Annotated in this window: 22 protein-coding genes; 12 read left to right on the top strand and 10 right to left on the bottom strand. The window is 63.2% G+C overall.

Features of this window, described 5'->3' with window-relative positions; genetic code table 11:
• Positions 1-33 precede the first annotated feature (33 nt).
• Complete coding sequence (locus JOF42_RS01825; protein WP_210096290.1) at positions 34-489, bottom strand: hypothetical protein; 456 nt, start codon at positions 487-489, stop codon at positions 34-36.
• Between the two features lie 441 nt (positions 490-930).
• Between JOF42_RS01825 and JOF42_RS01820 the strand changes: the two genes are divergently transcribed.
• From JOF42_RS01820 to JOF42_RS01810, 3 genes are read left to right on the top strand one after another with little or no spacing between them, the layout of a single operon-like run.
• The gene (locus tag JOF42_RS01820; RefSeq protein WP_210096289.1) at positions 931-1,737 is read left to right on the top strand and encodes a hypothetical protein; all 807 of its coding nucleotides are present in this window, start codon (positions 931-933) and stop codon (positions 1,735-1,737) included.
• A 43-nt stretch (positions 1,738-1,780) separates the two neighbouring features.
• Positions 1,781-2,119 (top strand): hypothetical protein, encoded by a 339-nt coding sequence (locus JOF42_RS01815; protein ID WP_210096288.1) that lies wholly within the window; start codon positions 1,781-1,783, stop codon positions 2,117-2,119.
• Positions 2,116-3,486, top strand: coding sequence for an SIR2 family protein (locus tag JOF42_RS01810; protein ID WP_210096287.1), 1,371 nt, complete (start codon positions 2,116-2,118; stop codon positions 3,484-3,486). The genes JOF42_RS01815 and JOF42_RS01810 overlap by 4 nt, the downstream gene beginning before the upstream one ends.
• A 280-nt stretch (positions 3,487-3,766) precedes the next feature.
• Here the strand turns inward: JOF42_RS01810 and JOF42_RS01805 are convergent, their stop codons facing one another.
• Complete coding sequence (locus tag JOF42_RS01805) at positions 3,767-4,045, bottom strand: DUF3892 domain-containing protein (RefSeq protein ID WP_210096286.1); 279 nt, start codon at positions 4,043-4,045, stop codon at positions 3,767-3,769.
• Positions 4,046-4,415: 370 nt separating this feature from the next.
• Between JOF42_RS01805 and JOF42_RS01800 the strand changes: the two genes are divergently transcribed.
• Together JOF42_RS01800 and JOF42_RS01795 are read left to right on the top strand one after the other, a co-directional pair.
• Complete coding sequence (locus JOF42_RS01800; protein WP_245340694.1) at positions 4,416-5,144, top strand: YfbU family protein; 729 nt, start codon at positions 4,416-4,418, stop codon at positions 5,142-5,144.
• Between the two features lie 727 nt (positions 5,145-5,871).
• Positions 5,872-6,747, top strand: a complete 876-nt coding sequence (locus JOF42_RS01795; RefSeq protein ID WP_210096284.1) for a DUF2971 domain-containing protein — start codon at positions 5,872-5,874, stop codon at positions 6,745-6,747.
• A 25-nt stretch (positions 6,748-6,772) separates the two neighbouring features.
• Here JOF42_RS01795 and JOF42_RS01790 read toward each other — a convergent pair whose 3' ends face one another.
• The 7 genes from JOF42_RS01790 to JOF42_RS01760 all read right to left on the bottom strand — a co-directional run bounded on the left by JOF42_RS01790 (position 6,773) and on the right by JOF42_RS01760 (position 14,985).
• Positions 6,773-9,181: a hypothetical protein gene (locus JOF42_RS01790; RefSeq protein WP_210096283.1), complete on the bottom strand. Its 2,409-nt coding sequence runs from the start codon at positions 9,179-9,181 to the stop codon at positions 6,773-6,775.
• Between the two features lie 194 nt (positions 9,182-9,375).
• The gene (locus JOF42_RS01785) at positions 9,376-10,473 is read right to left on the bottom strand and encodes an MBL fold metallo-hydrolase (protein WP_210096282.1); all 1,098 of its coding nucleotides are present in this window, start codon (positions 10,471-10,473) and stop codon (positions 9,376-9,378) included.
• A 569-nt stretch (positions 10,474-11,042) separates the two neighbouring features.
• Positions 11,043-12,128, bottom strand: a complete 1,086-nt coding sequence (locus JOF42_RS01780) for a hypothetical protein (protein WP_210096281.1) — start codon at positions 12,126-12,128, stop codon at positions 11,043-11,045.
• The gene (locus tag JOF42_RS01775) at positions 12,125-12,766 is read right to left on the bottom strand and encodes an ATP-binding cassette domain-containing protein (RefSeq protein ID WP_210096280.1); all 642 of its coding nucleotides are present in this window, start codon (positions 12,764-12,766) and stop codon (positions 12,125-12,127) included. The genes JOF42_RS01780 and JOF42_RS01775 overlap by 4 nt, the downstream gene beginning before the upstream one ends.
• Positions 12,757-13,887, bottom strand: coding sequence for a hypothetical protein (locus tag JOF42_RS01770; RefSeq protein WP_210096279.1), 1,131 nt, complete (start codon positions 13,885-13,887; stop codon positions 12,757-12,759). Before JOF42_RS01770 ends, JOF42_RS01775 begins: the two co-directional genes overlap by 10 nt.
• Before the next feature lie 64 nt (positions 13,888-13,951).
• Positions 13,952-14,374, bottom strand: a complete 423-nt coding sequence (locus JOF42_RS01765) for a hypothetical protein (RefSeq protein WP_210096278.1) — start codon at positions 14,372-14,374, stop codon at positions 13,952-13,954.
• Positions 14,375-14,568: 194 nt separating this feature from the next.
• Positions 14,569-14,985 carry a hypothetical protein gene (locus JOF42_RS01760; RefSeq protein ID WP_210096277.1) on the bottom strand — a complete coding sequence of 139 codons (417 nt, stop codon included), beginning with the start codon at positions 14,983-14,985 and terminating at the stop codon, positions 14,569-14,571.
• 672 nt (positions 14,986-15,657) lie between these two features.
• On the opposite strand from JOF42_RS01760, the gene JOF42_RS01755 reads away from it, so the two are divergent.
• Both JOF42_RS01755 and JOF42_RS01750 read left to right on the top strand, forming a co-directional pair.
• A complete protein-coding gene (locus tag JOF42_RS01755; protein ID WP_210096276.1) occupies positions 15,658-16,317 on the top strand; it encodes a hypothetical protein in 660 nt (219 codons plus the stop codon).
• Positions 16,318-16,427: 110 nt separating this feature from the next.
• Positions 16,428-17,000, top strand: a complete 573-nt coding sequence (locus tag JOF42_RS01750) for a YegP family protein (protein WP_210096275.1) — start codon at positions 16,428-16,430, stop codon at positions 16,998-17,000.
• A gap of 146 nt (positions 17,001-17,146) precedes the next feature.
• Here JOF42_RS01750 and JOF42_RS01745 read toward each other — a convergent pair whose 3' ends face one another.
• On the bottom strand, positions 17,147-18,472 hold the full coding sequence (locus JOF42_RS01745) for a hypothetical protein (RefSeq protein WP_210096274.1): 1,326 nt from the start codon (positions 18,470-18,472) through the stop codon (positions 17,147-17,149).
• 132 nt (positions 18,473-18,604) lie between these two features.
• Between JOF42_RS01745 and JOF42_RS01740 the strand changes: the two genes are divergently transcribed.
• The 5 genes from JOF42_RS01740 (at position 18,605) to JOF42_RS01720 (ending at position 23,481) form a co-directional block, all read left to right on the top strand.
• On the top strand, positions 18,605-19,387 hold the full coding sequence (locus JOF42_RS01740; RefSeq protein ID WP_210096273.1) for a hypothetical protein: 783 nt from the start codon (positions 18,605-18,607) through the stop codon (positions 19,385-19,387).
• Positions 19,388-19,602: 215 nt separating this feature from the next.
• On the top strand, positions 19,603-20,430 hold the full coding sequence (locus JOF42_RS01735) for a hypothetical protein (RefSeq protein ID WP_210096272.1): 828 nt from the start codon (positions 19,603-19,605) through the stop codon (positions 20,428-20,430).
• A 129-nt stretch (positions 20,431-20,559) separates the two neighbouring features.
• Positions 20,560-21,612 (top strand): hypothetical protein, encoded by a 1,053-nt coding sequence (locus JOF42_RS01730; protein ID WP_210096271.1) that lies wholly within the window; start codon positions 20,560-20,562, stop codon positions 21,610-21,612.
• Positions 21,613-21,672: 60 nt separating this feature from the next.
• A complete protein-coding gene (locus JOF42_RS01725) occupies positions 21,673-22,503 on the top strand; it encodes an NINE protein (RefSeq protein WP_210099043.1) in 831 nt (276 codons plus the stop codon).
• Positions 22,504-23,319: 816 nt separating this feature from the next.
• Entirely contained in the window at positions 23,320-23,481 is a 162-nt protein-coding gene (locus JOF42_RS01720; protein WP_210096270.1) for a hypothetical protein, read from the top strand.
• Positions 23,482-23,542 lie beyond the last annotated feature (61 nt).

The following is a 23,542-nucleotide window of genomic DNA, read 5'->3' as shown; positions in this document are numbered from 1 at the left end:
CTCACGTCCATCACACACCAGGGTATCGAGCCGTCAGAGTGTGCAGAGCAGCCCGACGGTGCCACTGCCCACGGTCGCGGAACCGTTCGGGAACGCGGTGCCGAGCACTGTCCCGGCGGAGTCTCGTGCCTGCACCTTGCCACTCGAACGGCCGTTGGCGATGGAACCCACACTCCGAAGCCCCGCGGTGCTGACATTGGTGCAGATCGCGAACGTGAGTTTCGTACCGGTGAGGGCCGTTCCCGCGTACGCGCAATAGGTTCCTGTCGCGCATGTGCCGACGGAACGAGCGAAAGGCGACTCGGCGGTTACGGTCATCCCGAGGGCAGGCCAGACCGCATGAGTCGCGCTGAGCGCTACGCCGCCAGGGACCTCATCGAGGGCGTATTGCACGTCGGGGTGCAATGGGGTGATCGTCGCGGACGCGGTCGCGGGCGAAGCTGCCAAGGCGAGGCCGATCAGGACGATGGCAATGAGGAACTTCTTCATGGGTATCTCCGGGCGTTGGGCGGGGGAGCCGGGGGGTCTTTGACCCAGTCTCTTGTTGCGATGGGGCCCACTCACGTTGCCTATTGGTGGTCACTGCCCATTCCTTACAGACTTTTTCCTCGCTCTCGACGTGAGGCCCGAGAACCACGTCTTTCCGGGCATGCGAGCCGGTTGGGCTCACGATTCCGCTCAGTAAGGATTCAGTGACCCACGCCAATAGGAGCGCAGATGCTGTGCCACGACACGGATACGTTCGGAGGCGTTGTCCGCTCACCTGACTATCGGAGGAACCGCGTTGTCTGACGCTCACCCGATCTTGGAGTTTCTTGATCAGCACGCCTGGGACATCGTTATCGCCGGTGTATCCCTGGTTGTCAGCGTGGGGCTGGGAACACTCTTGTCCCGAGCCCGCGACGCGTTCACCCGACGGGAGACCGACCGATGATTCTGCTGATAAAAGCGCTCTGGGCACTGGGCGGGGTGGTGCTCGGTTTGCCCGTGACGGCGGCGATGGCCGAACTTCCGAACCACACCGGTGGTCGAGTCTCCCTCGCCGTCGCACGAGATAACGCCCGCCAAGCGACGATTCCTCGACGTCGCCGCAAGGCCCCAACCGTTTCGAGAAAGCAGCCTTCAGATCCGTGGGACGAGTTCCTCGGCTGGGCTCTCGGCGTCATCGTCGCGGTGTACCTGTACGCCCTGTGGGCCGTGACGATTGCCGTGACGATGTTCTGGGTGAGTGTCGCGCTCCTGGCGGTGGCGATCACTGTCTTCGCCACCCTGTATTTCCGGCGCGCTTTCGGCGGAGGTAGGACGGCTGGGCTTCTCACCATGACGTTGGCGTATGCGGTGGTCGGCGTTCTTGTGGCGCTCTGGCTTATCGAACCGCCACTGCATGGCGTACTTCCCGCTGCCCTGGAAGCTCTGAAAAGCGATGCGGAGGGAGGTATCTTCCCGTACCTCTTGCCACTGGGAGCGCAACTGCTGGGTGCGCTCGCGTGTTTCGCTGTCCTGTTGTCCTCAATCGCCGTCTGCCTCGCGAACATCTCGGCCGTCCTCATGGAGGTCCAGGCGGTGGGACATCGGTTGCTCTGGAAGCCCCTTTTCCGCGCAACGCGCGGGACTACCGCACCCAACGTGGGCTGGTGGTTCGCAGTCCTAGCCGCGTTCGCCCTCATCTTCTCCAGCGGCCTGGCCACCGAGTGGATGATGAACCTGCAGTCCATCCCCGTCGACGGCGCCTCGTAGGTCGAGAGCTGCGCTGACCGTCGCGGCGAGAATGCAGGCGGCCGTGAAGATCATCCCGAGCGTCACGATCCCCGAGCTTTCGAGCGGGGACATCGGAGTGAAGGCGTTCAGCACACCGGCGAGCCCGCTCATGATGAACAGGAAGAACGCGAACGATACGAGAACGTTCGTCCGATCCGTGCTGTGGCGTCGAGTCACGACGACAGTGATGAGCGAGAGTGCGAGAGTGATCCAGGTCAGCATGGTGCTGTTCTCCTTCAGTGGGGACGCCCTCTACCCTGCGGCGACGGTGACGCGTGGACGCTCGAGTTTCGTCGTCCGACGGTCGCTCGCCCCCTCAGGCGGCGCCCAGGACGTGGCGTACGCGATGATGGTCGCATGATGCAGGTGACACGCACGGCCGGCTCCCGCACCGCATACGTTCTCGGCGCGGGCTTTTCGTACGCGGTGTCCGAGTTGATGCCGATGACGGATCGACTCGGTGCGGCAGTCGCGGAAGAGCTTGGTCTGAGGGGCAGCGTTCAGGTCCCGGACTTCGCGCAGAGCGGGATCACCTTTGAGACTTGGATGTCGTGGCTGGCTGAACAGCAGCCCTATCAGTCGGAAGCCGAGCACCACGAAGATCTGGCCCTGTATTCACTCTTCACGCATGCTCTCGCCACGGTACTCGATGGCTTCGAGCAGGGGGTCCTTGCAGACGGGCTCCCGTCCTGGCTTCACACCTTCGTCGATCTGGTGCATTGGCAGCGCGACGACATCCTTACCTTCAACTACGACACGCTTCTCGAAACCGCTTTGGAAGCACAACTCCGTGTGGACACAAAAGGGCGCGTGCATGCCGGGTCAGTCGTGGCGGGCTTCCCCAGCAGCAAAGCACTGATGTTCAACGACGGCCGCGGGCACATCGAAGAGCGTGACACATTCGCCCTCTACAAGCTCCACGGGTCCGTGGACTGGTTCGCCGTATCGGGAGACCGCTCCGCTGCGACGCTCGACCGATTCGCGACCTCAGACTTCGCGAACCTAGGTGTGCGGGAAATGGCGATTGAGGGCCGGGACGTCTTTCTCGTTCCGCCTACGTCGACGAAGAGTGGCTACTTCGACAATCCCAAGACGCGTTATATCTGGCGCAAGGCGCGCGCGGCGCTGCAGGATGCGGATCGGGTGGTTCTCATGGGGTATTCGCTGCCGTTGACGGATGCCGCAATGGCCCGCATGTTGTGGAGCGTGCTGCCGATGGGGTCTCAGGAGATCGTCATCGTGAACCCCTTCCCCGAGGACGTTCGTTCTCATCTGAAAGCGCTCGGCGTGCGGGAGGACAGAATCCGACACGTTGCTGGAGTCGCGGAGTTCGTCGCAGCGGAACTCGAAGCGCGTAGCGCAGACGTCGCTCGGGCGCTGTCGAGCGCACTGCCCGAGCGCCCTGTCATCGTGGCATGGAGTGAGCACGAGGCCGGCGCGATCACCTCCGCTACTTTCGATACCGTTTCCGGGACTCTCTATCTCGCGGTCGACGCTCTCGACCAGTCCCGTCGGGGGATTCTCCACCCCGCCGCGGTCTCACTGGACGCGAACACGCGCCGCACAAAGTCCGTTGGGGAACTTCTCGAGATGGGGCGGCCCTCACGAATCGTGGCGCAGTATGGCGACCAGTCGTGGGTTGTCGGAGGTCGCTTCGAGGATCCGACGGCTGACGACGAAGAATGGGTCGTCCTTGCACCCAGCGGACGCACCGAAAGACAACGCTGAGTTCTGCTTCGTCGATTCATTTTGGCCATTGACGCAAGCAGTGTGCGGGAGCGCGGGAGGTCGATTACCGAGTCTTCCGGGACCTGGTCGCTGGCCCCTTAAGCCTGTGCGTGAGCTGTCGGTGCGTGAGAGACAACAGCAGTCCCTGGGTCCGACGTTAGGGACCTTGGGGGCCGGTATCCACGGGGCGGTTGTTGTTCGGCGGGTGTACGACTGCGCGCGGCGCCGGGCGACCGTTGCCCGACGTCGCGCGCGGTCTCGCACTCCCGCCCGAGACCAGTTAGAAGGTCGGGAGGCTCTCGAGGTTGTTGGTGTAGTACCCGTCAGCCACAGTGCGGATGTACGCGTTGCCTCGTTCGGGATCGACGACGCGTGTGATCACCTGGTTCGCACCTTGTCCTACGTATGCGGTGCCCCCACCGCGGACGAAGGAAACCATGTTGGGCTTGTCGCTCCAGCCGACCTTCCCGCTATCCCGAGACACCCACTGGTAGGCGATGATCGCATCCGGGCCGCGACCGTTACCCTCGAAGCGCACGTGCGTGATTTCGACAACCATGATTCCCCTTACTCTTAGTGCACCCCAGTGGCGCGTTCTCAATATTGACCGGAGAGCCGCTTGCTCGTGTCGGGATACCTCCCCTGTTGTGATGTCTGTAAGGAAGTGCCTCCTCGGGCAAATAGGCGCCCGGCGGATAGCCCGAGACCTCGCTGATGCGAGCAGTGCGCACCTCGACATCACCGGATGAGACCGGCGACGCGTGCCGAACCGACGAGGCGCGTCGGACCGGAGCCCCGGCCGCTCGCACCTGATGTTCCCCATGTGATACCATGTATACAGTATTACGTTCCCGTATACATGGCAGTGGAGGTGTCGAGTGGGCGTCCTGACAGTACGGATCGAAGATCACATCCAAGAAGGCCTGCGCATGATCGCGCAGAAGGAGGGCATGTCGCTGAGCGAACTCGTCCGAGATCTTCTCCGCGAAGCGGTGATCGATGTGTCATCAGATACTCGACGGGAGACGAGGGACAGTCGAGTCCACGGAGATCAACCAGCTCCGGACAGCCTCAACCTGCGAGACAGACAGGTGCTGGCGCTCCTGCATCGGATTCTTGGTCGGGTCCTCCCTGTCGACAGCAACGGACCTGAAGGTTCGCCTGAAGATCAGCTGCTCGCCGCCGAAGTGCTGGAGGCCGGATTCACCGGCGAGTACTGGCGCGAGGTGGCAGGCTTCTCCCAGGAGCTCTCCGAACGCGACACGCGTCGAGTGATGGATATCCTCCAGCTGTTCCGTGTCATCACTTACAGCGTCAAGCGCCTCGAAGAACAAGGCGTCGACCTTGATGACATAGTCCGTCGGCGCCTCACGTTCCGCGGGTTCGACCACAACGACCCCCTCGAGAACCAGATGGCGCGATACGTCCGGTTCCAGATGCGTGACGGTGACCGGTGGACCGAGCTTCAGGAGCAGGTGACCGCCAACGACGACGGGAACTCGCACCTCCAGATGCTGGACACCTACCTGCGCATGCTTGCCCGGTACCGCCGACTCGTCGATGAGCGGACGCCGGGCGAGCATGTCGAAGACTACTTGTTGACCGCAGACGAGCTGCAGATGATCGCGGGGGAGGTGGTCCACCCGAACAACCGATGACGGCGACATGATCGACGGCGAGCTCCACGGGAGGCGCCGCCGCTTTGGCCGATAGTAAACAGTGGATGAGGCTCCTGCCTCACCGGTGGCCCCTCGCTGGGGGCCGCATACACGAACGGCCCACGAAGTGGGCCGTTCACCACCCGAGGGTGGAAGCGTCAGAGACTGACACCGTAGCAAGTAACAGTCTAAACGATCTCGAACCGCAATGGTTCGCCCGTTTCTCGCATGACGATTCTCCCTTGGGTGGCTTTAGCCCCTCAGGGGAGGTGACATGTCCGGTAAGAAGAACAAGAGGGATCGCGATACCAATGCGCGAGCCTGGGTAGTAGTCGCAATACGCATCGCCACCCTGGCGGTGCGTGTGGTCGAGTTCCTCACCGCACTCCACGGCGGGTAAATGAGCCTGGCGGGCACCCTCTCGGAGCACGCGAGACCCGAGAGTGGTGCCAAGCACCACTAAGCAACATCACGAACAGCGGGCCGGAGGGTGCTGGCTGATGTACTCGAACGTCGGCTGGCGCGGAATCCGCGCGAAGCCCCAGACTCAACGACGCGCAGAGGGCACCGGGCTCATCGCAGGCATGAGCTCGCTCTCTGCCGTCCACGATGAAGAGATCGACGTAGGAAACAGAAGCCTTGTGCGCGCACCGACTCAACGCTGCGGCAGTCGTGGTAGCGGGGGAACCTCGACAAAGCGTGCGGGGGCGTGCCGTACCGTTCAACCATGCAGTACGCGATTCTGGCACCCACCCCGCGACGATACGACGGGCCGGCCTACCACTACACCGGCGCGCGAGGGCTGCACGGCATGGTCACGAAACACTGTGTCTGGGCGACCGCGTACACGATGCTCAATGATGAGCTCGAGATCCGCCATGGCGTCAGCGAAGTCCTGAGAGCATTCGCGACCTGGAAGCCAGGGCCGAACGTGTCTCAGCAGGCGGCCCTGACTCTCAGTGCCTACCTGGAGCAGTTGGAGGAGACCTTCGAAACGCTGCCGATCTATATCGTCAGCGCCTCGAAGAAGCCCACATTGCTCAACCAGTATCAGGGTTACGCCGGCGGTGAAGGGTATGCCGTGGGGTTCGATAAGGCTCCTGTGTTGCGTCCGTTCAACACCGCGCCGGATAACAACCTGTGGGCGGCGGGCGGCTGGCTGGAGGTATTCTACGAACCAGCGGCAAAGGAAGAGTACGCGCACCACATCTTCGATCAGATGGTGCAACACGAATCGGTGCTTGCCTTGATCGCACCGTTCACGGGCACCTCGTGGATCTTGCAAGACTCGTTGGCTGCGCTGGTATCGGTCCTCAAGCACGAGGCGTTCGCCGCCGAGCAGGAGGTTCGCCACGTCGTGACGTACGCGGGTCGACCACACTTCCGAGCTGAAGATCGCGGGATAGTCCCATACCTAACTCTCGGCAATCACAGTGGTGGTCTTGATTCGAAAGTCCCAGACGGCCTGTTGCAGCTCACCGACATATATGTAGGCCCGCCATCTGCCACCGCAGCTAGACGGATCAGAACCCTGGAGCAACTGCTCGAGCAGGACTATTCGGGTGTCGGTGTGAAGGACTCGGAACTTCCGTACCTGCCTTGAGATGGGGTTGCGAGATGCGCGGTGGTTATAGTGCCGCGCGTAGCTCGTTGGCCAGATCTGTCATCGCTGAGACGTGGACCGGAAAGGGTCTCACTTTGGCGCCCTCCTGCTGCACGTGATTAAGGTCTGCAGGACTCCATGCCTCGCGCGTCGTCGCAAGGACGACGGCGTCGGCATGGAGCGCCCGCGCAACGCGCAACAGCTTCTCCGTTTGGTCACCCCGAGCATGTTTGCCGGCGAACGCGCCGGCCGCTTTCGCTTCGACGAGCACGACCCTCTCGTCCGAGCGAGCGATGACATCCACCTCTGCCACCGGTTTTCCCGAGTCCAGATCGAAGAACTCCAGCTCCGGTGCATCGGCATACGTGCGGCTGTCGCGTCGTAGTTGTGCGGCAGCGAGAACGGGGATGTCCCCTCGACCTCGCATCAGCTCTCGGAACGGGGCGTAGAGGTCGAAATGCCACAGTGGTTCACTGCCTGCGCGCCACCTCGAGGAGGTGAGTGTGTTTGATGCTGCGCACTGGGGGCACTCGTACTGTTGACCGGCGCGGTCAAGGTCCACGAACGAGGGACGTTCGCAGTCTGTACAGCCCAGAACAAGTCCGCGCCGTAGGAGACGCGCGGCAGACAACTGGTCCACGAGTTGCCGAGTTTCCGGTTCAGAACCCATCAGCGAGCTCATCTTCTCGAACGAGAGATAGGGGTCCAGGCCGATCACCACGTTGCCAGGTTCTCGCTTTTTGGGTACCGACGTGTGGGGGACGAATGCCCGCAACATGGGAAGGCGCGACGGCACGACCAGGTCGAGGAGCGCATCGCGCGAACCCAGGCGGCGGCTGACGAGTTCAGAGTGGCGACCGGGAGCTGACACGCGCACGCCGAGTCCTGCGGCGTTGGCCATCCCTTCGACCCACGCACGCATCGACAGCGAACGCAAGCGCGGCCGCCCCAACCGAGCAGGCAGAAACGAGTTCCCCGCCACGAACCCTAAGGAGGAAGGGTTGAAGGTGATGCCGTCCTTGCTAGTTCGGAGGGTGACCTCCGGATAGGGCCAGTCCGGCGCCCTGGTGATGAGGACGGCTGACGACGGGAGATCACGCGCAGGTGGTGCCATGGCACGAGCGAATGACACGTCGACGTACCAATACGGGACCTTTCCGGAGTCGAGGGGGTACATGAGTGTGCTTGGCGTGGGAGCGTCCAGTTCCGTCATTGCCTCCATCGTGCCGTCCGCGAGTGCGGCCATAGGCACGATCACGGACGTGCCGACGTACTCTTCGACGATCAGTTCGCTGTTGCCTCTGTCCAGGCGCGGTGTGCGCGTCTGCACGGTCCGCTCCTCTTCGACTTTCTCGCTCAGACGGCCGTACCGCTCGAACTCGTACCTGGGTTGTTGCAGGCTGATGGCGACCGCGGACACCGCTTCATCGTCGAGGGAGGAACTGCAGACGGTGAGAAAGCTGGCGTGCTGCCTCAATTGAGCGACCACCCACCATAGCGAGGAGCGAAGCTCGCTGAGGATCTCCGCGTCGTCGAGCATCGCAGGGGTCACCCAGTGCCCGCGGCCGAGAAGTCTGTCGTAGGCGACGGCAAGAGCAAAGTCAGTTCCTGTGTCGCCGACGACAATGGCCACCTTGTCGCGGGTGTACCCGCGTGTCACCCGGATGAGACCTGGGTCCGAGTCGAATAGTGTCGACACTTCGGTTACGGGAACTGACGACGATTCTGGGGAGTGGATCAGGGATGCTGGCGCCGCTCCATCTCGACGGACACTCCACTCGACGACGTCGGAACCGGGTTCGGCCCGCCGTTCGTCGTCGTGGTCCGCGACGACGCCGACTCGCGCGGCGGCGAAAAGCCCCAGGTCTGTTCGCCAGGAAGCTGAGGCCGCTAACACCGGAAGTGCAGGCTCAGGACTAACCGGAAGGCCTCGGTTGAATCGGTCGTCTCGTCGGACTGCACGAAGCGCATCGTGTGTCTCACGGGGTCGGAGCGGTTGATCCGGGAGCATGCGCGCGTCACGCATAGGTGAGCACCAGGAAGCCACGACGTCGCGGGCGCGGGCGCTTTCCGGCATCGAGATCTCATCGGAGATCATGCGTATGAAACTGGGTCTGTCCTCGGGGCTGACCTCCGGCGACACGGATATGGTTCCCGGGTACCACTCCTCTAACTCCGGGACTGGGAGCTCGAGAGTGACCACGTGGTCAGGGTCGTAAGCGCGAACGATCTCCGTGAAGCGGGCGGATGGTTCGCCCGTCTCGGGAGCGTACGGAACAAGGATGAATCCGCCGCCGCCCCAGTGGTCGGAAGAGATCTCCAAGGCGCGCATTACCCAGTCTCGCCAGTGATGGTCGTCGGGGAAGACGATCACGACACGAGGCGGTCGAAGAGCGAGTGCTGCGGGGAGGAAGGTCACCTCTGAGGTCGTCACCTCTGTATCTAAGCGCACCGCTTGCCATCGAGATGATGGCGGGCCGGGCTCCGGCTGCTGAGCCGTCGCAGGGTGCGGCGCGTCTGTGGCTCGTTCCCCAGTAAAGGTGGGGACGCTGTCAATGCTCGGCTTGTCGGCAGAGCAGCTCGCATGAGTGAGCGGGGCATGGACGGGGTGCCGGTGACGTTCACACCTCAGCGGACGGGGTAGTAGAAGTGACCGTGCTCGTGAATGTTGATGTGCTTGTCGAGCGTGATCATGTCCTTGAATGCGATGACGTCGACATTCGCCTGCGCTTTCGAGAGTCGCTGCGGGCCGTTCTGGCTGATGAGGCGTTCGCGGGCGCTCGGGAAGGCGTGTTGGAGCGATGGGCGAGGGATCTGCGTGCCGTGATGCGGCGCGAACACCACCTTGTATGTCGACTGCAAGTCTGAGTCCTTGCGCTGAAGCCGAAGGAGCGCGTTCAACCCTGTAAGTTCACAGTCCCCGAAGTTGATGACGAAATCAGTCGAGTGCACCACACTCAGCATGTTTGCGTACGCGGAGAGCTTCCGCGTGATCGTCTTGAGCTCGTCCTCATCCAATCCGAGTGTGCGCACCACTGACGCCGCCGACACGTCAGAGCCGCTGCTGGTCCCGTCGGGGAGCCCGGATCGACGTTCGGCGGTTAACCAGTCCTCGTACACGGAGTCGATTGCCGACGCGAAAGCAGGGCTCTTCTCGGCGAGACCGTCAATCCGGTCCGCGAGCTCATGCATGTTGTCTCGCGTGACCTTTACGAACACAGATGTGTTTGCGGGTGGCCAGTGCACATCCCAGTCTTCGCCAGCTGCCGTGAACGAATCGCCACGCTTCACCGGGCTCGCGTGGACGGTGGCTCCCGCTGTGCGCCACGCGTTGATGATGTCTGTGATGGGAGTGACTGACGCGCCGACAAGCGCCGCTTGCAACAGGAGATGCGCTGCCTGCTGCTTCCCGCCCTGTCGCTTCGGTAAGAGATGCGGGTACCGCATGGTGACGGGCCGGGCGGGAGCGGCCTTCCACTGTGTCGGGAACTTGAGGATTCCTGCCCAGTGGTCGGCGTCGAAGTGTGTGATGAGCACTGCCTCGACTTTTCTGGATGACTCGCCAAGAGCGTCGCTGAGAATTCGCGCCGATTCCACTCCTTTGCCTCGAGTGGTCGCTCCACAGTCGACAATGAAGTGCGACTGCTCCCACGGGAGGGTGAAGACGGCGCATGCACCGTCACCGACGTTCAGTACCCGCATATACGTGCGCGGACGCTTACTCATGTTGCTCCTACGGTGCGAGTCCGCTCGTGAAGAGCCTTATCCCTCGATGAGTCGGCGTCGCTGGGACGCGATGCTGGTGAGGGGGTGGACGGCATGCCATCGAGCGTAGCGAGATTCATATGCCCCCGGCCAAAGCCCGTGCTCGGACCAACCGAGGGGCGGATTGGCTTGCCAAACGGCCCGCGCCCGGCACGAGTTGGAAGGCGGCCCCTTGGCAGTGCTTGTTAGGCTGGAAAGTGGAGGGAAGATGAGCAAGCGAACTACGGTGCGTATGGTGTGGGTGGCGCTGGCCCTTGTTGCGCTTGTCGGCCTCGCAGCGATAAGTACTGCTCTATCCACGTTCCTCACATGCGGGTCAGTTGCTGAGTTCGATGTCATGGCAGCACTGTTCACGTCCACGGGGGCTGCTATCTGCGGCCCATCCCACACGGCGACCTGGGTGATCTTCATTCTCTCGGTGGTTCTCGTCACGGGGATCGTGCTGACGGTGTTGCGTCGGCGAATGAATCACCAATCACGCTGACACCTTACCAGTACCCGGGGAAGCGTGTCTGGTGTGCGGCGGACGGTCAGCGTCCGTGAAGAGCATCAGCCCTCGTTGCAGGTCTCATCAATAGCCAGCCCAGAAGCGGTGCGGGAATGAGGAGTGCCAGCATCCTCAGGGCGTCTGTTGTCGCCAGGATGACGTCGAGGCTTTCGTGCGCTTCCATCACGACCATTGCGGCGACCATGCCCACGCTCACGGGGACCATGACGGCTACCGTCATCTCGACTGTGTGCATGAGCAAGCTGCCTCGTCGGTTCAGCCCCAGCATGCGGTAGAGAGAGTACTCAGCCCGGCGTGAGAACCACGCCGCAACCATTCCGGTGACGAGGACGAGCGCTGCGATGGCGGGTACGTACTGGGTGGTGCGCACTGTCAGACGTTCATCTGGGCTGGCGCTGGATGTGACAGGCAGATAGAACGGAGACACGGTGGTGCCATCCGTGGCACCAAACCATCCGCGAAGCATGCCCTCCACGACCGTGCGTGCGCCGGGGAGCGCCTCGACGAGACACTCGCGCACCCTTCCCGTAGGCGCCGTGGCAATGAGCACACTGGTGTCCAACTGGGGCTCACGGGTAGAGGGGGCACCGGATCTGTCCACCACCGCTGTCAGCGGCGTCATGTCCCCTCGCACTTCGTAGCCGAACGTGGAGCCTGAGGTCAGGCCGTAGGTTTCCGCGGTCGCACTCCCCACGACCACTGAGGATGTCGCCAGCTGCGAGGAGAGACTTGGCCACAGCACCTGACCGAGCGTGGGAGTCCCGACAATGAGGGTTACAACATCGCTTGGCCGAGCGGCAGGGAACACGGTGGTTCGAACTGCAAGTCCGCCTGCGGCAAGGATGCCGGGGACACTGTTCAACGCCTCGCAACGTCCCGCGGGAAGTAGAGCTCCATCCTCGCCTGTCACCCGCAGCACGTTCGCCCCAGCGCGCACCTCTGATTCCGCATCCGTTCGGATGCTCGATACTTCCCACAGCGTCACGGCGGGAACAGCGAACCCTACAAAGACTCCAGACAGTGCAATGACGCCGGTGAAGAACGCGTTGGACCACAGATTCCGCACGGCTTCTGTAGCGACCGTCCAGGCGCGAAAGGTCCTTGTCATGAGGTGCCGGCTGGTTGCGGGGTGCCGGTCAGCAGTGCGCCGTCGGCGAGATTCGAAACTCGGTCACACAGGCGTGCGACCGCCATGTCGTGGGTGGAAACGATGACCATGACGCCGACATTGGCGGCGACGCGGAGAGCGGTGATTACTTCGCTCCGAGTGGCTGGATCGAGTGATGCGGTGGGTTCGTCGGCGAGGATCACGTCCGCGGAGGAAGCGACAGCGCGCGCCACGGCGAGGCGCTGTCGCTCCCCGCCGGAGAGCCGGAACACTTTCGTTGTCGCCGTGTGCCGCACGCCAAGGTGCTGCATCGCGGCCAAGGCGCGTGAGTCCGCTTCCTGCAGAGTCAGTCCTTCACTGAGCGGCCCCAACCTGACGTTCTCCAGCGCGGTGCGCCGGGGAAGGAGCGGGGTCGATTGCACGATCCAGACGATCCGCGGATTGTGCGGGCTATCGAAGGTGATGCTGCCAGCGTCCGGTTCCGCGACGCCGGCAATCATCGACAGCAGGGTGGACTTGCCGGCTCCTGACGGACCCATCAGCGCCATCATCTCGCCGGAGGAGACGCGTAGTGACAGGTTCTCGAAAAGCTGGCGCGCGCCGAAAGCGTGCGTGATCTCCGACACGGTCAGATGCACGAGTACTCCTGAGCCGGGGGCGCGAGGAGGACGGCGCTGGCATCCGTGAGCTCCCCTGTGATGACGGTCACTCCACTGCCCTGCCCTGTGACCGCTACGGAAGTTACGGCGGGCTTTCCTGCCTCTTTCGTGACGACGCATGTTGTGCCGGCTTTCCCAGACAGGATTGCCCCAGTGGGGACGACCCATTCGCCGGCCGCTGGGGGTTGCTGAAGCACGCCAGCAACGGTGGAGCTTGCTGGCTCGACCGTCGCTTCCAGCGTCGCGAACGCCGCAGAGTCCAGGCTGTCTCGTTCTGAGGAGAGCGCCAGCTCTTGTCCAGCGACCAAGAGCGTCTCATTCTCTTCTGCGACGACCGCGATTCCGCGAGGGGAGGAGCCGTCAGCCTCGGCATCACCCGCAGGATCCGGTTGCTCGGTCGCGCCGTCCACTATCCGTGCGGTGACGATCCGTTCTTCGCCGACGATGATTGCTTCACCGGCGGCAGGAGCGGGGGCGCCCGGGCGCAGCGATAGTTCCTTGACGGTGATTGTCGTTGCTGGGAGGTAGAGGACCCAGTCCGGTTCGAACCGGGTGACGTCGGCGGCGCCGGGAACGCCCAGTGCCTTCGCCAGGGCCCTGACGCCCTGCCGCGTGGAGGCGTTGAATCGATCCCCATCTCCGTGTTCGAGCTTGCGCGACGCTAGGACGGCATTCAATGCTGTGACATCTGCTCCCTGGTCCCCGGGGCCGAGAGATCTCGCGAAAGGCCGGTCAGTGTGGATGGCAAGGCGTTGGATTCCGCCCACGATGCCAACGACCTGACCGGAGTCAAGTGTCTGCCCGATGGACAGGCCGACGGTTTCAACCAGACCTGACCAGGCCGGCGCATAGACTTCTTCGCCCGAGGACCAATCGATCTGCACAGTCACGCTCCTTCTCGTAGGAGCATCGTTCGGTTCAACGGGCGCCCACACTTGTGCCGGCGCGGCGATGGTCGTCTCCCGTTGTTGTGTGGAGAGCTGCAGATACAGTGCGGCCGGGACCGCGACCCACGCAAGAACGCCGCAGATGACAAGTGTGGTGAGCAGTGGTCGGCGTCGACGCGTGTGCGGGGTGATCTTGTTCGGTTCCGGAGTCATTACATCGTTTCTTGCGTAACTGGGGTGGTGGCGTGCGCCCATGCGCACGCCACCACCCCTCTTGTCAGAATGCGACGGTGACCGAGGGAAGCCCGGGATAGACGTCTTCCACAGCGAGCATGATGCACTCCGTGACCTTGTCCGGATCCGCATCGGGCAGCGAGACGAACTCGAATGCGTTCGACTCTTCACCCGTCGGTTTCAGCCCGTCCTCCTCGAGGCAAGGCACGGTCGCATCGCGAACGCCAACGTCCATGACCGGGGTCTTCGTGAACATGTACCCCTGCGACACTGATGTCCAATGCTCGGCGGCGCACTCGTCTGAGAGCTTGGCTCCGACGTTCATGTCGAGACTTCCGACATCCATGGTGAACTCGTACCGGTCGTTCGACACGGGGCTGATCACCGGTTCGGAGACAGTGATACCCGCGTCATTCAAGCATGCGGACAAGTCGTTGAACGCCGCTTGGTATTCGTCGAACGTCACCTTCCCGTCCTCGAGGCGTTCTGCTTGACCGTCATGCCCAGCGTCTGCTTCCTGCTTGCTCAACTCGATGAGCTGGTCCGCGCTCCACGACGTCTGTTCGGGGGGCAGATCGCCGGGGAGCGGGGCCGCACACGCCGTGAGCATGAGCGCGAAGGATGCAGCGCTGGTCGCGAGAACCGGTCGCTTACGCGGGGTCACGTGTTGCGGAGGTACCCGCCGCCCACGCTGTGGTGGCCGTAGGGTACCTGGTCGAAGAAGGCCTTCTGGATCCGCGTCGTCACCGATGAGGTTGCGGAGTACGCCCAGGCGCCCATCGTGCTTCCAGCAATCGCGCGTGCGCCGGGGACGGAGCTCGCTGACGGCGCGCAGATCGGGTACTGGTACGAGGTTACGGCGTAGGCGAAGTAGGCCCCGGAGACGGTGTAGGTGTAGCTCGAGCCCTTGTAGTCTCCTTCAGTGCAACCGAACGCGGTGTGCTTGACATTGAAGTTGCCGACCGCCGACGCCGACGTCGGCGCCAACCCAATCGCAAGAGCAGTCACGGCGGCAGCCATGCCGACAGCGATCCGATTGCGGACCCTCCGGTGAGGACGCGAGGCAAGAACGGGCATGGTTTCTCCTATCGGGAAAGCGAATGTTCGGGCTCACGCTATCCGGGGCCGCAGGCTTGCTGTGTCGACCAAATGGGGGACAAGGGGTGGGCCTCTTGTCTGCTCCGCCGACTTCCTGACAGACGAATTATGAGCGGTCGATTCCTGGTCGAGGAGGGGTCTTGATTGCCGGGCGCTCGATGCCTGTCGCAAGGCGCGCGGTCGTGGGATCGCACGCGGTCGCCGCAGGGCGACTATTGGTACGGTCAGCGAAGGAGGGAACTGTGATGCCCTGGCAGACCGAGCGCCTTGAACCTTCGACGACGCAGAGCACTGAGAGTACGTTCCCCGATGGGGGTCGATGGCGATCCTGACGCTCGCCGTGCGACAGTGGCGACGCGCCCTTCCAGATCCGACCCGGACGGGCCGCGGATCGGCAGATTTGACGTGACCGTCGCGGAACGGCTGGTAGGCAAGGACCGGGTGTGGCAGGAGCTGGACGAGGCCTCACCGCGTTCGACGATCCAATTCGACGTGGTGAGCGCGCGACCGAAGAGTCTTGTCGCCGGTTCGTCCTCGAGACACTGCACCCTGAACGGATCAGGCGCGCCGTGGAAGAGCCTGAGCTCGAGATTTCGAGCGAGTAGACGGGTCCGCTCATCCTGAGAAGAGGCAGGTTGATACTCTCCGACTATGCCGACGCCAATTCCCTCACCGACCCCCGAGATGACACGCATCGTGGTCGATAGTGCCGCAACCGGTTCTGAAGCACCATGGTGGGGGATTCCCGTTGTCGCAGGCTGCTTCCTCATCATCGGGAGCGTTCTTTCGTTTCTGTTCACGCGGAGAAACGAGGATCGCAAGAGCGAGCGCGACGCGCGGTATCAGGCCAACCAGTTGCTTCTGGATGCTGGCGCCGAGCTCCTCGCAGCCGGGGACCTCGTTCACGCCCTGGGGTTGAAAGCGTTGCCAAGATCGACCGCCGAGTTTATGGACGTCCTCGCTGCGGAGTCGTACACGGTGCAGAAAGGCTTCCAGGTCGCTTCTCGTCGGTTTTCCTTCATCATGCCGAACTCATACGAGTCAGACTTTAAGAACTATGCGAGGCACACGTTCCTCCTCCTTGTCCCGCCCTTCGATGGGCCTCGCCAGAGTGTGACGCTGGATAAGCAGCAGGAAGCCAGCGTTGCCCTCGTCGGACGGATGAGAGAATTGCGCGGGCTGGACCCACTGGAGCGCGTAACCATGCCTCTCTCGGACGCAGTGTCTCTGGCGAAACAGGCGGAAGAGCAAGTGCGGTCGGACATCGCACGCGAGTCGGATCAACACGCAGACCGCGACAGCGTCGAGTGACAGCGCAGTCCAGTGTGCGGGTGAATGGTTTTGTGCAGGCGACTCGCGACACAAATCCCCAACGGATGGCGGGCGATGCGTCCGTGGTGACGCGACGCTAAGGTGTGGCTATGACTGGTGCCGAGGCGACGCTTTTCGCCGCTGAGGTCGCAGCCTTCGTCGCAACAGCCGGTCTGCTCTGGTCTGTCGTTAGCTTCTTCATTGTTCGCCGTAGCCAGCGTGCCACCGATGCGCGAGAGCAGTGGTCGAGACGATTCGAGCAGGCCCACGCTTTGGCGCTCAGTGCAGATTCGCGAGAGGCCGAGACTGGGCTCCTCCTCATCGAGAAGCTCAGCAAGGACGCCTGGGTAACCGACGAGGACCGGGCAACCGCTGTCACCGTCCTGACTTCCCTCGCGCCGACCGCTGACTCGGATACCGCGCGTGTTCGGGAGAGTCTTCTCGGTTCCATTACGGATCGCGCGGTTGCCAGAGAACTCACCGCCGCTCCCGCCGGCCCCAAGGCGAAGTTCGAGGTCTACACCGACAGGTCAGGGGAGCACCGATGGCGGCTGAAGTTCGCGAACGGTCAGGTGGCCGCGGTCAGTGAAGGCTTTGCATCTCGGCAAGCCGTCCTTCGCAATATCGGGAGCGTTCGGCAGCAGCTGCAAGGCGGCGGTGGGGAGATCAGGGAAGTGGGCTGATCGGGGAGGCGCCACACGGCGCGCTAAGTCACGGCGAATGATCTATGTCGACGTCTCGTCGACCTATATCCGGTCTAGGTCCGGGCACCGTTACCGTCAGCTCCCCGCGTTGAGATTCGTGCGCCGGAAAGGGCAGGCGCGCAGGCCTACTCGATGGTGTCTACGTGTCGTCGGCTGGAGGTGCGCCCTGCATTCGCTGGAACGTTGGCGTCACGCGTCACACCGAAGTACATGAGGGGATGACGGAGAACCTGCTTCCACTCGACGCGGTTTTCGGAGAGGACCGGTGACCGTATGGACGCGATGAGGATCGCGAGCCAGGCCGCGCCTGCGGCACTCGAGAATGGCGGCGGTGTAACCGGGAACGTCGGTACAGCACCGAACTGGACGAGGACGTTTGCCCCGAAGAAGACGGCTGGGACGAGCGCCAGAGCCAGGACTTGCGGGCGCGTCCGTGCTGAGTGCAACCCCGCCAGGACTGTAATCGCGAGCAGCGCCGCGAGCACGCCGAGAACCAGGACAGCGGGAACCCACCCCGTCACGCGCGCGAGAAAGACCAACCATCCGACGCTCAGCTCATCGAAGCTCTGGATATCCATGTCGGTCGGGCCGAACGGTCGAGCGTTCACCCACTGAGCGATGTAGGAGCGAGCTTGCCAGTGGTGGTCGTCCGCGAAGGTCGATGTATGGTCTCGCGTCCAGGAAGCGAGGCGGAGCTCGTGCGTCGAGAACTCTAGTGCCGCGACTAGCGCCGCAGTAAACCCAGAGGCGCCCCATACCCATCCACGTCGGGCGCGGGCGAAGGGCACTGCGAAGCATGCAGCTGCGATCAGGCACGCAAACACCTGCGGTGAATTCGACGTCGCGAAACACCACGCGGTCGCGACACTGAATACCGCGCCGATGCCCAACGGGTCCTCGCGTATGCGCGACGCGACTGCGATGGCGAGAAGAACGATGCAGTCAGGACCGAACGTGCTGACGATACCCATGATCACATTGCCTTCGAAGAGCGGGGCGATAGCCGCGGCGGCCACCAGATAGCCCAGAACGGGCGTCAACCAGGGAACTGGCCCTGGCTGTCTCGTTGCGAGATACACGCCGAAGAGAAGCACGAGGGCGTAGCCGAAGGTGTTGCTGACGGACAGGTTCAGCCCGATTCCTACCGCGGCCGCGCGAGAGTAGAAGAGTGCGATCATCAGCACGAAGAAGCCCGACCACAGCAGCCACATAGTCTTCTGCGGTGAACGCCGCAGCGCCGGAGGAGGCAGCGCATCCTCCGCGCCCGAGAGCGGCGACGCTATGGAAGCCGTCGGAGCCACCGCGGCTCGAACAGTGCGTGCACCTTTCGGCCCGAGCCGGCGAAACAGGCGCTTCAGAAGATGCGCCGTCTGCAGACCAGCGAGCAGCACCGCGATCACAGCGCACACAGTCTGCGTCGTGACCGCAATCGCACCCCAGTCGATCTCCACGGTTCCTCCCAGCCAGACTGTAGTGGATGCCTGACGTTGAGCGGACGGAGACGTCACGATGTTGCCCCCGTCGCAGCGTGCACACCGCTCCCGGAAACCGCGATGTACTGAGGGCGTGGCTATGGTGAGGAGATGCCAGACACCATTCGGCCCTCCGAAGCGGCACTGCAAGAGTGGATCACTTTGGTCGCGAATGCGCTCCCGCAGGACACGTACGAAGTGCCGAACGAACGATCCAGAGACTTTCAGCTGCTCTACGGACCTTGCATGCAAGCGAGCCGCTTCTCCGCAAGTTTTGTGGGACTGCACGTGTCGGACTTCTCTCATGAGGCCGGCGTTCTAGCGCGAGCCGCATTCGAACATGCCGTGACAGCGCACTGGGTGTACTTCACGTCGGGCGGGCTCGACAGGTTCGCGAGCGCACTCGTCGCGGATGCTGCCGCGTACCGCGACGACCTTGACGACTACCTCGGAAACATGCGACCCACCGACCGTGAGTTTGCGGCGATAAAAGGCAAGGGTCTCCCGCCGTTCGGCCAAATGATGTGGGATCTTGACTCCCATTCTTACCTGAGGACGACCTACCGCTCGTTGTCGTTGCGCGTGCACCCCACCCACGCGGCGGTGGCCGGCTACCTCGTGCACACGGACGAGGGAACGGAACTCCGCCACCGCCCCGAAGGCTCAGCGGAGCTCTTTCCTGCCCTGTACTCTTGCGCGATCTCATCGATGCTCGCCTACGCGCTTGTGCGGCACATCATCGATCCGATGACGGCGCCGAGCCTCGTCGAGGAAGCGTCCGTCGCCCTGAGGCTGCCACCGTTCTTGGATGACGCGCTGCCATCCGAGAAGCGACGATTCCCTGACCGGTGGTCGGTGCGAGAGCCGTCGGCGGTGTCACGTCGCGCTCAGTGATCCGGGTCCCGGGCGTCGGATGCATGTGGGTGAGTTCTTTCACCGAGAACGTACTGAAGTCCGCCGTACGGTCAGCTCACTGATGGTGGCGGAAACGATGCTGTTCGCGGCCGTTTCGTCACACGGCCCCGAGCCTGCGACCGGATGAACATGCCTGATGGCGGCATGAGCGCGCGGCGTGCGACCGCGGTGCCCGGACACGATACGGTGCGAGGATGAATCCGCTTCCGACCGCCTCAGACGCGGCGACATTCGTCGAGACGTTGAACGCGTGGAGCACGTTCGCTGCAGCCACCGCCACCACCTTGTCCGCGTTGTTCATCGCCTGGCAGATCTGGCTGACGCGGAAGAGTGTGCAGACCACTGAAGCCACGTTGGTGGTGGCGCGCGACGAGTTTGAGCACTCGCGGCGGTTGCGGATTGATGCACAGAAGGCGGCGATTGACGCGGAGATGCCAAAACTGTTCGTGACGGTGAAGATCCCGCCCACGTTCGTCTTCGCGACAGATGACCGGGAACCTGACATGCTGGCCGAGACAAAGTCGCGCCCGCGCCGGCTCGCCACGGGGGATGGCTTCGTTCTTCCGCGCGACGCGAATCTGAGACTCGAAGTCGTGGCTTCGATCCTCGTGGCTAACGATGGTCCGCGCCGAGCCTTTATCGAGCTCGGTGCACCGTACAGTCCCGACCGTCGAGTTCGGCGCCGCCTTATCGACGTGGGTGACAGCGTCACCCTGACGGCGAACCGCAGCGCCACCGTCGGCGAGTGGGTGCGGATTGCGGAGATGCGTGCACGCGGCGAGTCCGAACAGGTGACATTCGCCGACGTGGTTTACATCTTTCCTGGAGACGCCAGCGCCATCGAGCGCCACGAGATCGCGCAGGGAGGGACGGTCCTGGAGCCAGACCCCGACCAGACCGGTCGGTGGCTCGTGCGGTCGCTGGCACAGAACGATGACGTCACCGCGCAAGCGTTGGGCACAGAAGTTCAACCCTTCACCCGCGAGTACTGGGCATCCCGCCGTGACGAGCACCGCCTATAAGGATCGGCTTGTGGTCGGCCGGCCTGCTGAAAGCTGTCGTACACGGGCCTGCCGCCCAGTCGCCGCGAACCCGCACAGCCGCCTCCGAAACGCGCGACGAGTTCGCCGCTTGAACAACCAGGGGCACAGATGAGCGCCAAAGACAGCGCGCAGATCCAGATCGCTTACAGCGTCGAGCACATCGAGGAGGGGCCCAAGTTCGTCTTGACGCAACTCATCGAGCACCACAACCTCCTTGGTGCTGTCGCATCGGAGATCTATGCGCTTCTCCCTGACACGAGCGTGTGGGCGCTGGTCATCACCGGCGACCTCCCAAAATCCGTTGACGCTCGCACCGCCCACCGCGGTCTCAGTGGCTACACCACCGGTCGCGGTGCCGGGCACGCAGGGGCTATCACCCTTCCCCGGGAAGAAGGTGGTTTCGATATCGTCCTAGGGGTCGACCTCCTTGTCGACCCGCCGGGCGATGATCTGGATATTGAGGGCATTGTTGCCAGCTCCCTTGCGACCGGGCGTCACCTGGGTCGACATGAAGCCGGGCATGTCCTTCTCAGCCTCCGCGGTGAGGACAGCCGAACGTTCCGAGACGACGTCAACGGACTGCCGCTGGATGCCGTCGGATGGACAGACGTTGTCGCCGCCGATGTGGACGACTTCCGCATTGAACGTCACACACGCGAGGTCACGCCCCCTCGGTTCTCGCACGTCGCCGGTCTCGAAGATGCCCTTCACCACCTCGCAGCAGAGCTGCGAGAGTCGAAGCGGATGAGCGCGAGCGACCCCGTCGGGGCGATGAAACGCAGCGACATCGCCATCGTCGGTAGCATTCGTGTCTTCGCGTACCTCGCCGCAGAACTCGGCCTCGACGACGACGGAATACCCGTGGCACCATCCGAGCCATCGGATATCTGGGACTTCTACGTTGCGGACATGTGGTCGCGGTGGAGCGCGGCGTTTCACTCTCTGCAACCCGTGGATGCCCCGATGGGCCATCACGAACTCGTCGCGGCGAACCATAGTCTCTGTCGGCTTGCCGCGCAGTGGTCCGCGCGAGCGGGATACCGACGGGATGTCACTGCGGGGGGCGTGCACACGGCGGAATGGGCAGGTATGCAGTACGGGGATGGTCTTGGCGCGAACGACGCTACGGCACCGGGCTGCTTCGACGACAATCCGGACTGACCTAGTCGATGCATGGTAGCCGCAGACCCGGTGGCCGTGGGGTCGTGCTTGGATGATCGCATGACCGATTCGACGCTGACACCGCCGCCTGGCTGGTACCCCGACCCTGACGACGCTGCAGGGCAGCGGTACTGGGACGGGAGCTCCTGGGGCGCCGGCTCCGACGTGAAGGTGCCAGCGGCCCTTGCAGTTCAAAAGCAGAAGACACTCGGCAAGGCATACCTGTGGTGGTTCCCTCTGGGTATCTTCGGGGCGCATCACTTCTACATGGGCAGGAAGGTGTGGGGGTGGATCACTGCACTGACCCTCAACTTCCTGCTGCTCGGTTGGGCGCTGGACCTCCTGCTGATGCCGATGTGGCTGTCGCACCTGGAGAAAGACCGCCGCGCCGTCGAAGAAATGCGTGAGATCTGGGTGCAGACGTCCGCGGAGATCAAGGCGGCTGGGCGGGACATAGGCAGCGCGTCTGCGGAAGTGAGTAGGGCCCTGGGGCCGGCTGCCGCTCAAGCTGCGAGGAAGATCGGCCCGGCGACCCTAGCCGCATCATCCTGGATCACGCAGGCAGTTCGCCTGGGAGGTTTGGCGCTCAATCGTGACAAGACCGAGTTGTCTTACGGGGCGCTGGCCGTTCCTGCATCGATGGCTCAGGTGAGCGTCATGTCCGGCACTGCCACAAGCCGAATGAGCGGCAGTAACGTCCTCGGCGGCGCAGTCCTCGGCGGGATGCTCGGACACGCTGGAGCGGGAGCCGTGATCGGCGCGACCGCGCGAACGAACACCACCAAGATCTTCATTGTCGTTGACTTCCCGGGTGGGCAGTGGGTGACGGAAACCTCGCACAAGAACGAGCGGTATGCTCGTCGGTTCGCGGCGAAGCTCAACAACCTCTGAAGCCAACTGGTTCGCGTTTGACCCATTGCCGCGTGAAATCTCGTCACAGCGAATGAGTGTGAGTTGCTCCTCGGGATGCACCTGCTGTATGTCAAACCGGGCAGCCCGATGAGTTACGCGTTCGCATAACGCCACTGGCCCCTTCCGCGCTCAGTGGCGGTACTTGCCATCCATGCAGAGGAGAGGCGTTGCCGGCGCACATAGATCACGCGAGTCCGCCCCGTACGAGTAGGGAGAATGCCTGACCTGCCGTCAGGGGTCGGTCAAGCTGAGGGTGAGGAGCGAAGATCTCGCTCCACTCCACCGGAAGAATGTGCAGGATCGCAGATGGCGGACTACGGGGCAGTGTGGATGCCCGCGGACGCAGTAGGGATGCTGCAAGCAGAGATCGAGGCCATCGAATCACAAGGCTCCATCGGCTCAGGAGACCGAGACATCGTGCGTGAGATGCGCACCCTGATCCGCGCGGCGAACGGAGACCGCGGATGATGACCGGCGCTAAGCCTGCGGGGAAGTGCGGCTCGACCGCGCGAAGCACCGTAACGGGCACCATCGTGGGAGGGCTGGAAGGGGAAGGCTCGCGTCATGTTGACGGACGGCACTGTTTGGGAACAAGCGGAGTACCACCGATGAGTATCGGTATGCATATCGACCCGAGGTGCAGATATCCGGGGACGTCATGCTGGTCGCCGACATGACTCGCTGGGTTCGCGTACGCAGCGCATACTGTCAGTAAGTCGGCGCGACACGACCGCAGCGAATGTTCGACTGCAGTTGCTACTGTTGCTATACGTTTTCCGGAAGGAGGTAACCGAAATGGCAAAGAAGAAGAACCTGACCACGCAGGTGACCCTGTCCAACGAGAGCGCAGAGCGGATCAAGATCCGAGTAGCCGCGCGCAACACCAAGCGAGCAGCATCCTCGAAGGTCACCGTGTCCTACGGGAGCGTCGAGGCTCTCGTAGGCGTCCCGCGCTAGACGGGTGAGTCTTCCCCGCACGGCCGCTGACGCCGCTGCATCCCGCCGCCTCGGGCGGTTT

This window comes from Microbacterium phyllosphaerae, assembly GCF_017876435.1.
Lineage (GTDB): Bacteria > Actinomycetota > Actinomycetes > Actinomycetales > Microbacteriaceae > Microbacterium > Microbacterium phyllosphaerae.
This window is presented reverse-complemented; position numbering and strand designations above follow the sequence as displayed.